This is a genomic window from Streptomyces sp. T028, assembly GCF_048159505.1.
Classification (GTDB): Bacteria; Actinomycetota; Actinomycetes; order Streptomycetales; family Streptomycetaceae; genus Streptomyces.
Genome location: NZ_JBLRVZ010000027.1, coordinates 59995 through 73860 on the forward strand (window position 1 = coordinate 59995; position 13866 = coordinate 73860).

Sequence of the window (13866 nt, forward strand, 5' to 3'; positions counted from 1 at the left end):
AGGAGTGGCAGGACCAGGCTGTGCTGCGCCCGCGAGCGGATCCGCCCCTCCCCGCGCCTTTCACGTTGTCGTTGCGGACACGTGCGCGTCAGGGAATCGGACATGTACGTGGGCTTTGGACTGCGGCAAGGATGCACCTCGCCAGGTTGTTCATCGGTTGACGGGTCCTCCCCCGGGAGCCGGCCCTACGCAAAGGAGCGTCACGATGGCCTTCTTCGTCCGGGACGACGACGTGCGGCTCTTCCATACCGACGAGGGCTCGGGGCCGGCGGTGCTGCTGTTGCACGGTTGGGCCTGCGACTCCCATGACTGGAGCTGGCAGATCCCCGACCTCCTGACGCAGGGGTACCGGGTGATCGCCCTCGACCATCGCGGTCACGGCCGTTCGTCGGCGCCCCGCGGGGACTATCTGCCGCAGACCCTCGCCGACGACGCCGCCGCCCTGATCGAAGCGCTGGGCATAGGACCCGTCCTGGTGCTGGGCCACTCCATGGGCGCGGTGGTGGGCTCCGCGCTCGCCGTGCGCCGACCCGACCTCGTCAGGGCGCTCGTTCTTGTCGACCCCGTCTACACCGCCGACGACCTCACCGATCCCGTGGTCGAGGCCATGGGCGGACCGGGAGCCGCCGGGATCGCTGCGGAGGCGTTCGGCGCCTTCTACACACCGCGCACACCGCCGTTCCTCAGAGCGTGGCACCGGCGCCGGGTACTGGGCACGCCGGATCATGTCGTCGGCGGTTGCATCCACGGGCTGTTGGGCAGCGAGGGACTCGGGCGGTGGCGCAACGCCGCCGGTTATCTGCGGGACCGCGCCTGTCCTCGACTGGCCGTGTACGCGGACGCCAAGGGTGCCGACCGGGAGCGCCAACTCCCACTGGGGCCGTACGACAAGGTCGAGGTGTGGGAGGAGAACGGGCATTTCCTCCACCAGGAGAACGCCGAGCGATTCAACTCCCGCATGCGGAGCTGGCTGAACGCTCTCCCGGGGGCGGCTTCCTGAACAGCCCGAGAATCTCGGGCCCTGCCGTGCGGACCGCGGGTTCGGGTACTCCCGTCCCCGCCGCTCTCAAGGCATGGCTTCGCTCAACACCGTCGGCGAGCGCACGAACCTCATCTGCCACTGGCACGACCCGCTGGTCGTCCACGACCACCGAACTGATCACCGCCGCCTGCGAGCATGGCGCCGCCCATGGGGCGTGAGACCGGCGGAACTGCTCCTGATGGCCTACACCATCGCGGCCGTCGCCGAGTCCCCCCCCAGCTCATGGACGCCGGACGTCCGGGGCGGCGCGTTCGGTGGGAGCGGACTCCGGTGTGGAGGCGAGGGAGGCCAGCAGGGTGAGGCGCTCGGCTGTGGGGGTGCCGGGTTCGGCGTGGTAGACGACGAGGGTCTGCCGGTCGGTGTCGGTGATCAGCAGTTTCTCTTGACGCAGTTCGAGAGGGCCGACCTGCGGGTGTTCGAAGGTGAAGATCCCGCTGCGCTTGGGCCGGACCTCGTGCCGGGACCACAGCTTGCGGAAGTGCTCGCTGCGCACGGACAGCTCGCCGACGAGTTCGTTGAGGGCGGGGTCGTCGACGTCGGGGCCGACGAGGGCCCGCAAGGCGGCGACCATGCCCTCTGCGTTGACGTCCCACCCCCCGTACATGGCGGCGGAGGCGGGTGCGAGAAAGGTGGAGCGGACCAGGTTGGTGCCGGGAGTGAGGATCGGAGTGAGGGCCTGGGCGAGCGGGTTGGCGGTGAGCACGTCCATCATGCGGCCGAGGACGTAGGCGGGCGTGTGCGGCCAGCTGCCGACGAGCTGGCGGATGCCGTCGGGGGCACGTTCCGGGCGGCGGGGCGCCGGGCGCCGTCGGGAGCGCTCCGGGCGGGCGAGGCGGTGCAGGTGGGCGCTGGCGTCCGGGTCGAGGTGCAGGGCGCGAGCGAGGGCGTCGAGGACCTGCGCGGAGGGGTTGCGGTCACGGCCCTGTTCCAGCCGCAGGTAGTAGTCGGCACTGATACCGGCGAGCAGGGCCAGTTCCTCCCGGCGCAGGCCGGGCACCCGGCGCCGTCCGGACGAGGCGAGGCCGACGTCCTCGGGGCCGATCTGCTCGCGGCGGGCCCGTAGGTACTCGCCGAGGGCGTTGTCGTTCACCATGCCTTCCACGGTACGGCCGCCGGCCGCGCCGATCCTGGTCCTGTCACCCCCAGGATCGGCGGGGCTCTGGGTAAACCGTGGGCGGTGGCGGACCGTGGCAGTCATGACACGGATCACGACGCCTTACGGGTGCGGGATCGGCGCCGGGATCGCCTTCGCCGTACGTGTCAGTGGCCGGTGCTTCGCCGTCACCCGGCGGCCCGCCGATGGCACCGGACACCAGCGTTTCCTGCTCGTCGGTGCCTCCTGCGCACCCGCCCCGGCGGGCGCCGACCGGCGGTGGGAGGACTCGCCACGGTTCATCGGCGTCCCGGCAACCGGCCAGAAGTCAACGACCCCCTTCGAGGAGCCAGTTCGCATGTCCACAGCTCTTACCACCCCCGCCCCGGCCCCCGCCCACGTCAGCCGTGAGGAACTCGACCGGCTCGTCGAACTGCAGCGGGCGGCCTTCCGCCGGGAGGGCCCGCCCAGCGCGGAGGTCCGGCGCGACCGGATCGACCGGCTGGTGCTCGCCGTACTCGACGCCGCCGAAGAGCTGACCGCCGCGCTGACCGAGGACTTCGGCCGGCGGCCGGTGGCCCTGACCAAGGCGGGTGAGGTACTCGGCCTGCTCGGAGAGTCCCAGGTCCTGCGAGAAGGACTGGAGGAATGGATGAAGCCGGTCCCCGTCGCCGGTCCCGTCCCGGCCTTCGTCCAGCAGCAGCCGCTCGGCGTCGTCGGGATCATCACCGCCTGGAACCTTCCGGTGGGCCTGGCGGTCCGCCCGGCGCTGGACGCGCTGGCCGCCGGCAACCGGGTGATCATCAAGTTCACCGACGTCCACGTCCGCACCGGCACGGTCTTCGCCCGGGCCGTGTCCAAGTACCTCGGCGAGGACGAGGTCACCGTCGTGTGCGGGGACCTGAAGACCGCCCAGGAGTTCTCGGACCTGGCCCTGGACCACATCCTGTTCACCGGCTCCCCCCAGGTGGGCAGGCTCGTGGGCCAGGCCGCCGCGGCGAACCTCGTCCCCGTCACCCTGGAGCTGGGAGGCAAGAACCCCGCCGTCGTCGCCCGGGACGCCGACCTGGACCTGGCCGCCGAACGCATCGCCGGCACCCGGATGAGCAACGGCGGCCAGGTCTGTCTCTGCCCGGACTACGTCTTCGTGCCCCGGGAACACCTGGACGACTTCACCGAGCGCCTGCGGGCCGCCCTGGTCCGCCTCTTCCCCACCTACACCGACCACCCGGCCGCCGTCTCCCTCGTCAACGACCGCAACTTCGACCGGGTCCTGGGCCTCATCCACGACGCCGAGGCGCACGGTGCCCGGAAGATCACCTCGGTCGACGAGGAGCCCTCCCGCGAACTGCGCCTGATCCCGCCGACGCTGCTCCTCGACGTCCCCGAGGACGCGGAGATCTCCCGGGAGGAGATCTTCGGGCCGGCACTGGTGATCCACCCCTACGACGATCTCGCCGAGCCCATCGCCTACATCGCCGACCGCCCGGCCCCGCTGGCCGCGTACTGGTACGGCGAGGACGGCGAAGACTTCCGCCGCTTCCTGGACCGTACGACCTCCGGCGGCGTCACCCGCAACGACGGCCTCCTGCACGCCGCCCTCAGCAACGCCCCCTTCGGCGGGGTCGGCGGCTCCGGCTCCGGGGCGTACGGCGGCAGGACCGGCTTCGACACCTTCACCCACCGGCGCACCGTGGCCGCCCAGCCCGGCCCGCACGGCGTCACCGCGACACTGGTCGGCACCCCCGCGCTCGCCCCGGAGGTGGAGGCGGGCCTCGACCGGGCCATCGGCGCAGCGGCGGCAGAGATCCGCACCCGCCTCGGCCTGTGACACGCAGCCGGACGACGGCCCCGCACACGCTCCTCCGGGAGCCTGTGCGGGGCCGTTACCACTTGTCCTGATCTCCCGGTCGCCGGGGGCCGACGGCGTCGGCGTTAGTCCGTCACCACCATCACGTCGTTGGCGTGGATGGTGTCGAAGTACTCCCGGATGTGGAGGATCTTGCTGTCCCGCAGCTCGAAGGCGTATATGAGCCGGTTGTCGTAGACCTTGCCGGCTGCGGAGACACCGTGGCTCTCGGCCTCCACCACGACCCGGTCGTCCTGTGCGGTGGAGGAGGTGATCTTGAGTTCCACCCCGTTCGGCATGACCTGTCCGACCGTGCCCAGCAGCCGCACGACTCCGTCCTTGTCGTAGTCGCCGGCGAGGGGGAAGCGGTCCGGTTTGCCCATCACACGCCACACCACCTGCTCGTCGAGCAGGGCGAACGCCGCCTCGGCGTTCCCGGCGTTGAAGTTCTCGAAGAAACGCAGAACTGTTCCGGTGTTGTCGGTCGTAGTCATGACATGTGCTCCTTGACCGATGTCTGTATGTCGGAATGCCACGCCTTCACCACGCCGTTGTCAGGCGCCGACGAAGTGGTCGGCCGTCTCACGGCGGGTGTGGAGGGTCCAGTAGTCCTGGGCGATCTCGTCCGGCGCGCGGTAGGGGATGCCCGCTTGGGGGGCCTGCGCGGCGATGGCGACGTTGATGGACACGTTGGCCGCGTAGATCCCTTCGGCGCCGAGGGTGTTGTGCAGGTTGACCGCCCAGTTGCGCAGGGCGCCATGGGCGATGTTGAGGGCGGCCAGGGCCGGATGGGGATCGACCGCGCCGCCGCCGGTGGTGAACAGCAGGGTGCCGGAGCCCGCTTTCCTCATGTCCGGCAGCACCGCCTGGACGGCGGTCACCGCCCCGTACAGCAGGCCGTCGATCTGGGGCCGGAGGGTGTCCAGGGTCACCTCCGCGGGAGTGGACATGATCGAGCTCGGCTGCGGGGAGTACTCCAGGACGTCGATCCGCCCGAAGCGTTCCGTCGCGGCGGCCAGCGCTCCGGTGAGCTGCTCGGGGGCGGAGACGTCGGCCTGGAAGCCTTCCGCCGTGATGCCGTCCTTCGTCAGCTCCGCGACCAGACCGTCGAGGTTCTCTCTGGTGCGGGAGACCAGGGCGACGTCGAAACCGTGGCCGCCGAAGACCCTGGCAATGGACAGACCGAGGCCGGGGCCGGTTCCGACGACGGCGATGGTGGGCATGTGTGCTCCTCAGATGGTCGTGCAGATGGGGTTGGTGTGCCCGAGGGGGCGGGCGGAGGGGCTATGGCATCAGGGCCATCTCCTCCCACAGCGAGCCGGGCACGTGGTAGCCGGCGCGGTCGCGGATGCGGTCGATGTGCCTGTGCACGTCGTCGGCGGTGGGGATCGGCTCGGTCGGTGGGACGTACCAGCCGTCGGCCACGCCTGTGAAGACGCGGGCGTAGCGGCCGCGGGCGATGGAGAAGGCCTCCTGGGTGTGGGGGTTGGCCTCGCTCGCCAGATAGGTGACCATCGCGGTGACCACCTCCGGTGCGTGGTGCGCCGGGGTGGTGGGGGCGTCGGACATGGAGTCGGCGCTCATGCCCTCGGCCATGCGGCTCGCGGCCGTCGGCAGGATGGTGTTGGCCTTGATGCCGTGCGGGGCGCCTTCCAGGGCCACCACGTTGGCCAGGCCGAGGAGGGCGGTCTTGGCGGCGGCATAGTTCGCCTGCTCCCTGTTGCCGAAGACACCGGCGCCGGAGGAGGTGAAGACGATGCGGCCGTAGCCCTTGTCGCGCATCACGGTGAAGGCGGGCTGGGTGACGTAGAAGGCGCCCTTGACGTGGACGGCCAGCAACGCGGCGATCGCCTCGGGGGTGAGGTCGGTGAAGGGCGCGTTGCGGATGTTGCCGGCGTTGTTGACGAGGACGTCGAGCGTGCCGAAGGCGTCCAGCGCCGCCTGGACGATCGCAGCGCCGCCCTCTGGGGTGGCGACAGAGTCGTAGCAGGCCACGGCGGTGCCGCCGGCCTCCTCGATCTCCCTGACCACCTGGTCGGCCATGCCGGTGCCCGCGCCCCTGCCGGTGATGTCGCCCCCGAGGTCGTTGACGACGACCTTGGCGCCGCGCGCGGCCAGGTCCAGGGCGTGGCTGCGACCCAGTCCGCCGCCTGCTCCGGTGACGATGGCGACCCGGCCGTCGAACGAGATTCCGGACATGATGATCATTCACTCCTTGCGTCGGATGTGTGCCCCGTGGCGCCGGAGGTCACCAGCGAGACGGCTGAGGCGGGCCCTGCCGGGTGTGCGCCGGCGAGCCGCGACCGGCTCGGCAGGAAGGCGGCGAGGACCAGCGAGAGGAGGGCCGCCGCGCAGGCGATGGCCATGAGGGCCTTGAAGCTGTCCTCGGACGGCAGTACCGCCCCGCCGGACAGGGTGGTGAGCTGGGCGAAGACGACGCCCGCGACAGCGCTGGACAGGGAGTTGCCGATGTACCGCATGAGGGTGTTGAGGCTGTTGGCGGCGGCCGTCTCCGACGGGGGAACCGCGCCCATGATGAGAGAGGGGATGGCGCCGTAGGCGAGTCCCACACCCGCGCCGACGACGCAGGAGACCAGGACCAGGTGCCAGATCTCGGTTATCAGCACGATGTTGAGCGCGAAGCCGGCGGCGACGAGGGCCGTGCCGAGCATCAGCGTCACCCTGGGGCCCCTGGTCCGGGAGAGGACCGCCGAGGCGCCGGCGACCGCCATCATCACCAGGCCCTGGGGCATCATGACCAGGCCGACGGCGACCAGGGACCTGCCCATGCCGTAGCCGGTGGTCTCGGGCAGCTGCATGAGCTGTGGGATGACCAGCTGCAGCGTGAACAGGGAGAAGACGAACGTCACCGTGGCGAGGTTGGTGAAGAGCACCTTCCGGCGGGCGGTGACGGGCAGGTCCACCAGCGGCTGAGCGGTGCTCAGTTCGTAACGGCCCCACAGCGGCAACAGGACGGCGACCGAGGCGAACAGGCCCAGGGTCGCGGTGCTGGTCCAGCCCCAGTCCGCTCCCTTGGAGACCGCCACGAGCAGGCAGACCAGGACCGCGGCGAGTCCCAGCGCGCCGACCACGTCGAAGCGCCCGCCCGTGCGCGCCTGTGACTCCGGCACGAACAGGGCGACCAGCACGATGACGACCGCGCTGAGTACCGCCGCGATCCAGAAGAGGGTGTGCCAGGAGGCGTTCTGCGCGATGAGCGCGGCGGCCGGCAGGCCGAGGGCACCCCCGACGCCGAGGGAGGCGCTCATCTGGGCGGAGGCGGAGCCGAGGCGTTCGGAGGGCAGCTCGTCGCGCATGATGCTGATGCCGAGCGGGATCACACCCGCCGCCGCGCCCTGCAGCGCCCGCCCGACGATCAGCGGCGCCACGGAGTCGCTGAGGGCGGCGACGAGCGATCCGGCGAGCATCACGGCCAGGCTGACGAGCAGCATGCGGCGCTTGCCGTACATGTCGCCCAGCCGCCCCGTCACGGGGGTGACGACGGCGCCGGCGAGCAGGGTGGCGGTGACGGCCCAACTGGCGTTCGACGGTGACGTGTCCAGCAGGTGGGGCAACTGGGGTACGAGGGGGAGGACCAGGGTTTGCATCACCGCGACCACGACACCGGCGAGAGCCAGGACCGGCACGATGGCGTTCGGTCTCGGTGCGGACGAGTCGGGGGTGCGGCCACTTGTGGACATCGTGCTTCTCCTCAACCGGCGCTGCGCGCCGTGCTGCTGCCGACCGAGGCAGGGGGATGGATTGGTCCCGTGCCCGAGGACAGGGGCAGGCCGGAGCCCTGGTTCGCGCGGGCGATGATCTCCGCGGTGATGGAGACGGCGGTCTCCTCCGGTGTCCGGCCGCGGAGGTCGAGGCCGATGGGGGAGTTGAGGCGGGTGAGCTGCTCCTCCGGGACGCCGGCCTCGCGCAACGCGGCCAGGCGGTGGTCGTGGGTGCGGCGGGAGCCCATGGCGCCGACGTAACCGACCGGGAGGCCGAGGGCCAGCCGCAGCAGCGGGATGTCGAACTTGGCGTCGTGGGTGAGTACGCAGACCGCGGTGCGGGCGTCCACCTCGGTGGCCGCGAGGTAGCGGTGCGGCCAGTCGACGACGACCTCGTCGGCGTCCGGGAAGCGTTCGGGGGTGGCGAAGACGGGCCGGGCGTCGCAGACGGTGACGTGGTAGCCGAGGAAGCGTCCGGCCCGGCTGAGGGCGGCGGAGAAGTCGACGGCACCGAAGATCAGCATGCGGGGCGGGAGCGCCTTTGTGTGGACCAGGAGGGTCAGCGTCTCCGGGCATGTGTCGGCGTCCCCGCCCGTCTCCACCCGGCCCCCGCGCCCCGCCCGAAGCAGGGCGCGGGCCCGCGCCGCCACCGTACGGTCTGTGTCCTCGTCGCCGAGGGTGCCGTCGTGGGCGCCGTTGCCGGAGACGCGCAGGGTGCGGCCTACGAGTTCGGCGGGGCCCTCGACGACCTGGGCGACGGCGACGGGCTCGTCCCGTACGACGTCGTCGAGAGCCGCGACGAGATGCGGCCGGTCGGTGGGATCCACCCGCTGCACCAGGACGTCGATCTCGCCGCCGCAGGTCAGCCCCACGGCGAAGGCGTCGTCGTCGGAGTAGCCGAACCGGGCGCGTTCCGGAGGGCTGCCGTACTCCAGGACCTGCCGGCACAGCTCGTAGACAGCGCCTTCGACGCAGCCGCCGGAGACGCTGCCGACCGCTCGTCCGCCCATGTCGACGGCGAGGGCTGTGCCCGGCGGCAGGGGCGCGCTGCCGGAGACGCCGACGACGGTGGCGAGGGCGAAGGGGCGGTCCTCGCGGCACCATCGGTGCAGTGTGTCCGCGATGTTCAGCATCCGTGGATCTCCGTAGGGGGATGTTCGCGACGTGGGCCCCGCTCAGAGCAGGGCGTCGGCGGTGATGGGCAGTTCGCGGATCCGGCGGCCGGTGGCGTGGAAGACGGCGTTGGCGAGGGCGGGTGCCACGCCGACGTGGACGACTTCCCCGAGGCCCTTGGCCCCGATCCGGGCGACCTTGTCGTCCTCGCCCTCCAGGTAGATCGCCTTGAGGTCGGGGATGTCCGCGTTGACGGGGACGAGGTAGTCGGCGAGGTTGGCGTTGACGATCCGGCCGTCGCGGTGGTCGGTGACCGTGTGCTCCAGCAGGGCCTGGCCGATTCCGCCGATCATGCCGCCGATGGCCTGGCTGTCGGCGAGCTTGGGGTTGATGACGCGGCCGACGTCGTACACGCCCAGCATCCGCCGCACCCGCACCAGCCCGAGGCGGGCGTCGACGGCGACCTCGGCGAACGTCACGCTGTAGGAGTGCGTGGAGAACGGCAGCCCGGCCGGAACGTATTCGCCGTCCGCTTCCAGCCGATCCCGTCCGGACCGGGCCAGAAGGCTCCGGTAGGTCTCCCCGCGCGCGGGCTCGTCGCGCACGTACAGACGTCCGTCCGCTACGACGACGTCGTCGGCGGCGACGCCGAACAGCGGTGACTCCTCGTCCTTCACGGCGAGTGCGACGGCCTCCCCGCGCAGCTTGGCGCAGCCGTCCTGGACGGCGGAGCCGACGCTGGGCGTCGTCATGGAGCCGCCGTGGCCCACGGGGGGCGGCATGGTGCTGTCGCCCAGTTCGAACCGCACCGCGCGCACCGGCAGTCCGAGCGCGTCGGCGGCCACCTGGGTCATGACGGTGTACGTGCCGGGCCCCATGTCGCTCGTGGCGCTCTGCACCACCGCGGTACCGTCCGCGTCGAGGCGTACATGCGCCAGGGAGGTGACGCTCCAGGAGGGGTGGGCGCCGGTGGCCATGCCGGTGCCGATCAGCCAGTCGCCGTCCCGGGTGGAGCGGGGCTTCGGGTCACGAAGGTGCCAGCCGAACGCGCGGGCACCCCTCGCGTAGCACTCGCGCAGCCGCCGGGTGGAGAACGGCAGCCCGCTCGTCGGATCCCGGTCGGGTTCGTTGCGCAGCCTCAACTCGACCGGGTCCAGGCCGAGTTCCCAGGCGAGTTCGTCCATCGCGGACTCGACGGCGTAGGCGGCCGTGGCGCCGCCGGGGCCACGCATGAACGTCGGCGTACTGACGTCCAGGGGAACGGTCCGCCAGTCCTGGGTGACCGCGGGCACGTCGTAGAGCATCTGGCCGATGCTCAGGATGTCGTCCTGGAACGTCTCGTAACGAGAGGTCTCGGCCCGCATGACGTGGGTCATCGCCGTCAGCCGGCCCTGCCCGTCGCTGCCCAGGCGCACCTGGTACTCGTACCCGGGCCGGTAGCCCGTCCCGAAGTACAACTGCCTGCGGCTGAGCACGAGTTTGACGGGCCGGTCCACCTCACGGGCGGCGAGGGCCGCCATGACCCCCTGCGGCCAGATCCGTGAGGCGTTGCCGAACGCGCCCCCGACGAACGGTGACACGACACGCACCGCGTCCTCGGGCAGTCCGAAGACGGCGGCGAGTTCGGCCTGTGCGCCGTGGATCCACTGGGTCTTCTGCCACACCGTGAGCCGGCCGTCGTCCCAGCGGGCGACGGTGGCGTGCGGCTCCATCGCGTTGTGGTGCTGTCGGGCGGTCCGGTACGTCAACTCCAGCCGCACGTCGGCCGACCGCAGCGCACGCTCCGCGTCACCGCGCTCGTACGTGACCGGCGTGTCGTCCGCCGCGGTCGACAGGTCGGTCGAGGGCGGCTCGGCGTCGTACTCCACCCGCACCAGGCGCGCGGCGTGCCGGGCCGTCTCCAGGGTGGTGGCGACCACGACGGCGATGGGCTGTCCGTGGAAGCGGACCCGGTCGTCCTCCAGTACGTGCAGCCGTTCGCCGGGCGGGGTCGCCATTCCGGGGTTGGGGCCGTAGGGCAGCCGGGGCGCGTTGAGGTGGGTGAGCACCGTCAGCACGCCGGGCAGGGCGAGGGCGGCGGTGGTGTCGACGGAGGTGATGCGGCCGAGACCGATGCCGCTGTCGACGACGACGGCGTGCACCAGCCCGTCGGCGTCGAAGTCGGCCGCGTACCGGGCCTGGCCGGTCACCTTCAGCCGTGCGTCGACCCGCGTCAGCGGGGCGCCGACGGCTGCCTGGGGCTGGGGGGTCATGCGTCGCCTCCTACGATGCGCAACTGGCGTTCGACCGTGCGCTTGAGCAGGTCGACCTTGAAACCGTTGTGGGCCAGGGGACGGGCGCCGTCCGCCGCGTGTTCGGCGGCGGCCGTCCACAGGGACTCCGAGGGCCGCTCGCCGATGAGGTGCTGTTCGACGGCGGGCAGCTTCCAGGGCACGGTGCCCACACCTCCGGCGGCGACCTTCGCCTCGCGGATCACGCCGTCACGGATGTGCAGGGCGACGGCGGCCGAGGTGAGAGCGAACTCGTACGACTGCCGGTCGCGGACCTTCAGATAGCCGGACCGCAGCGGGCGCGGATGGGCCGGGATCTCCACCGCCGTGATCAACTCCCCTTGGCCCAGAGCGTGTTCGCGGCAGGGGGTGTCGCCGGGCCGGAGCAGGAAGTCGGCGAAGGGAACCGTTCGGGCTCCGTCCGGTCCCAGCAGGTGCACGTTCGCCTCCAGCGCCGCGAAGGCGACGGCGACATCGGAGGGATGGGCGGCCACGCAGGCGTCGGAGGTGCCGAGGATCGCGTGGGCGCGGTTGACCCCCTCGCGCGCGGCACACCCCGTGGCCGGCTCGCGCTTGTTGCACGGGGCGGTCACATCACGGAAGTAGGTGCACCGGGTGCGCTGCATGATGTTGCCCCCGATGGTGGCCATGTTGCGCAGCTGGGCGGACGCGCTCAGCTCCAGGGCCTGCGAGATCACCGGGTAGGCGGTGCGCACGTCGGGGTGAGCGGCGGCGTCGGCCATCCTGACCAGGGCGCCGATCCGCAGGACGCCGTCGTCGGTGACGGTGACCTCGTGCAACGGCAGCGCGCTGATGTCGACCAGAGCGCCGGGGCGTTCGACGCTCTCCCGCATCAGATCGACCAGGGTGGTGCCGCCCGCGATGTAACGGCCGCCCTCGCGGCCCGCGGCGAGAGCTTCGCGGGTGCCGGAGACCCGTGTGTACGTGAAGGGATACATGGCCGCCGTCCCTATATCCGGCCCGCGGTCTGCCCGACCGCGCGCACGATGTTCACGTAGCAGCCGCAGCGGCAGATGTTGCCGCTCATCCACTCCCGGATCTCTTCCCCCGAGCCGGTGTGGCCCTCCCGGATACAGCCGACACCGGACATGATCTGGCCCGGTGTGCAGAAGCCGCACTGGGCGGCGTCCAGATCGATGAACGCCTTTTGCAGCGGGTGCAGTTCGTCGCCGTCGGCCAGGCCTTCCACGGTGGTGACCTCGGCGCCTTCCAGGCGTACCGCCAGCGTCAGACAGGAGTTGACCCGACGGCCGTCCACGAGCACGGTGCACGCGCCGCAGGCTCCGGCGTTGCAGCCCGTCTTCGAACCGGTCAGGCCCAGGTGTTCGCGCAGCAGATCCAGCAGCGAGGTCCGGTTGTCCACCCGGAGGGAGTGGAGCTTGCCGTTGACGGTGAGGGTGACGTCGCTGCTGGGCGCGGTCTCCTCGGCGGGCGGGGGAATGCGTGAGGCGGATTCGGTGGTCATGCGCGTCGCTCTCTCGGTTCGGCGGACGGTGACGGGGTGTCGGGCAGAGGGGCGGCGTGGTTCAGGCGGCCCGTACGTCGTCCACGGCCAGGTGCAGGGCCGAGGGGCCCCGAAGGTCGGCCGGGACGCGGTAGGGCGGGGGGTCCTGCAGCAGCCGTGGGACGACCAGGCGCTGGACCAGCCGCCGCACCGCGATCTGGCCTTCCATCCGGCCGAGCGCGGCGCCGAAGCAGTAGTGGATGCCGCCGGAGAAGCTGAGATGGGCGTTGTCCGGGCGCGTGATGTCGAAGGTGTCAGGGTCGGGGAAGCGCCGGGGGTCGCGGTTGCCGGCGGCGATGTTGAGGATGATCGAGGAGCCCCGGGGGATGACGTGGTGGTCCCCGACGCGGATGTCGTCGACGGCGATCCGGGCCCGCATGTGCACCGAGGGCTCCATGCGCAGCGTCTCCTCGATCGCGCCGGCCGTGAGGGAGGGGTCGGCCTGCAGGCGGGCCAGCTGGTCCGGGTGGCGCAGCAGCAGGAGCATGCAGCTGGCGATGAGGTTGACGGTTGTCTCGTGACCGCCGACGAAGAGCGTGATCGCGGTGTTCAGCAGCTCCGGTGTGCTCATCCGGCCACGGGGGCCGTCGTCGTGGATCATCCTGGAGAGCATGTCCTCGCCCGGGTTCTCCCGGAGCCGCTCTATGTGCGCCGTGAAGTAGGTGCCCAGTTCCTGGGAGGCGTGGGTTCTGGCCGCTGTCACCTCCGGGTCGTACGGGTCCACCTGGAACTCCGGACCGCGCACCGCATCCTCGGAGGAGTGGGCGAGGGCGTCGGCGTCCTGGGGCGGAATGCCCAGCAGGTGGCAGATCACCAGGACGGGCACCGGGTAGGCGACCTCGGACACGAGGTCGAACTCGGTGCGCCCGGTCAGCCGGTCGATACGGTGGCGCACCAGGTCCTCCACCATCGTCCGCAACCCCTCGACGCCACCGGGGAGTTCGGGCGGTCCGAAGTGGCGCATCGCCTGTCCGCGCAGCCGGTCGTGTGCCGGGTTGTCCCGCACGAGGAAGGGCGGTGCCTGGCCGGGTTCCTGGGTCCCGGTGCCGATCCGGCCGCCCGCGGCGGCCTTGCCGGGATCGACGGAGACACGGGGGTCGCGCAGCAGCGCGGTGATCTCCTCGTATCCGCCGACGACATGGGTTCCGTCGTCCTGCACGCTGACCGGTTCCCTGCGCAGGTCGGCGTAGAGATCCCAGGGGTGGGGTCGGCTGTCGGGATGGAGTATCTGCTTGAGCAGAGTCGAAGCCAT

General features: G+C 71.4%; 12 protein-coding genes. 2 read left to right on the forward strand and 10 right to left on the reverse strand.

What is annotated here, in order from left to right:
• Positions 1–205 precede the first annotated feature (205 nt).
• Entirely contained in the window at positions 206–1000 is a 795-nt protein-coding gene (locus ACLZN2_RS25910; RefSeq protein ID WP_416981440.1) for an alpha/beta fold hydrolase, read from the forward strand.
• A gap of 262 nt (positions 1001–1262) precedes the next feature.
• On the opposite strand, the gene ACLZN2_RS25915 is transcribed toward ACLZN2_RS25910, so the two are convergent.
• Positions 1263–2135 (reverse strand): helix-turn-helix domain-containing protein, encoded by an 873-nt coding sequence (locus ACLZN2_RS25915; protein ID WP_416981441.1) that lies wholly within the window; start codon positions 2133–2135, stop codon positions 1263–1265.
• Positions 2136–2493: 358 nt separating this feature from the next.
• Between ACLZN2_RS25915 and ACLZN2_RS25920 the strand changes: the two genes are divergently transcribed.
• On the forward strand, positions 2494–3966 hold the full coding sequence (locus ACLZN2_RS25920; RefSeq protein WP_416981442.1) for an aldehyde dehydrogenase family protein: 1473 nt from the start codon (positions 2494–2496) through the stop codon (positions 3964–3966).
• A 104-nt stretch (positions 3967–4070) separates the two neighbouring features.
• On the opposite strand, the gene ACLZN2_RS25925 is transcribed toward ACLZN2_RS25920, so the two are convergent.
• The 9 genes from ACLZN2_RS25925 to ACLZN2_RS25965 all read right to left on the reverse strand — a co-directional run bounded on the left by ACLZN2_RS25925 (position 4071) and on the right by ACLZN2_RS25965 (position 13866).
• Positions 4071–4478 carry a nuclear transport factor 2 family protein gene (locus ACLZN2_RS25925; RefSeq protein WP_416981443.1) on the reverse strand — a complete coding sequence of 136 codons (408 nt, stop codon included), beginning with the start codon at positions 4476–4478 and terminating at the stop codon, positions 4071–4073.
• A 60-nt stretch (positions 4479–4538) separates the two neighbouring features.
• Positions 4539–5207: an SDR family NAD(P)-dependent oxidoreductase gene (locus ACLZN2_RS25930; RefSeq protein WP_416981445.1), complete on the reverse strand. Its 669-nt coding sequence runs from the start codon at positions 5205–5207 to the stop codon at positions 4539–4541.
• Between the two features lie 61 nt (positions 5208–5268).
• Positions 5269–6183: an SDR family NAD(P)-dependent oxidoreductase gene (locus tag ACLZN2_RS25935; RefSeq protein WP_416981447.1), complete on the reverse strand. Its 915-nt coding sequence runs from the start codon at positions 6181–6183 to the stop codon at positions 5269–5271.
• 5 nt (positions 6184–6188) lie between these two features.
• On the reverse strand, positions 6189–7685 hold the full coding sequence (locus tag ACLZN2_RS25940) for an MFS transporter (protein WP_416981448.1): 1497 nt from the start codon (positions 7683–7685) through the stop codon (positions 6189–6191).
• A gap of 11 nt (positions 7686–7696) precedes the next feature.
• The gene (locus tag ACLZN2_RS25945) at positions 7697–8839 is read right to left on the reverse strand and encodes an XdhC family protein (protein WP_416981450.1); all 1143 of its coding nucleotides are present in this window, start codon (positions 8837–8839) and stop codon (positions 7697–7699) included.
• 42 nt (positions 8840–8881) lie between these two features.
• A complete protein-coding gene (locus ACLZN2_RS25950) occupies positions 8882–11071 on the reverse strand; it encodes a xanthine dehydrogenase family protein molybdopterin-binding subunit (RefSeq protein WP_416981452.1) in 2190 nt (729 codons plus the stop codon).
• Positions 11068–12048 carry an FAD binding domain-containing protein gene (locus ACLZN2_RS25955; protein ID WP_416981453.1) on the reverse strand — a complete coding sequence of 327 codons (981 nt, stop codon included), beginning with the start codon at positions 12046–12048 and terminating at the stop codon, positions 11068–11070. The genes ACLZN2_RS25950 and ACLZN2_RS25955 overlap by 4 nt, the downstream gene beginning before the upstream one ends.
• A gap of 11 nt (positions 12049–12059) precedes the next feature.
• Positions 12060–12575 (reverse strand): (2Fe-2S)-binding protein, encoded by a 516-nt coding sequence (locus ACLZN2_RS25960; protein ID WP_416981454.1) that lies wholly within the window; start codon positions 12573–12575, stop codon positions 12060–12062.
• 61 nt (positions 12576–12636) lie between these two features.
• Entirely contained in the window at positions 12637–13866 is a 1230-nt protein-coding gene (locus ACLZN2_RS25965; protein WP_416981455.1) for a cytochrome P450, read from the reverse strand.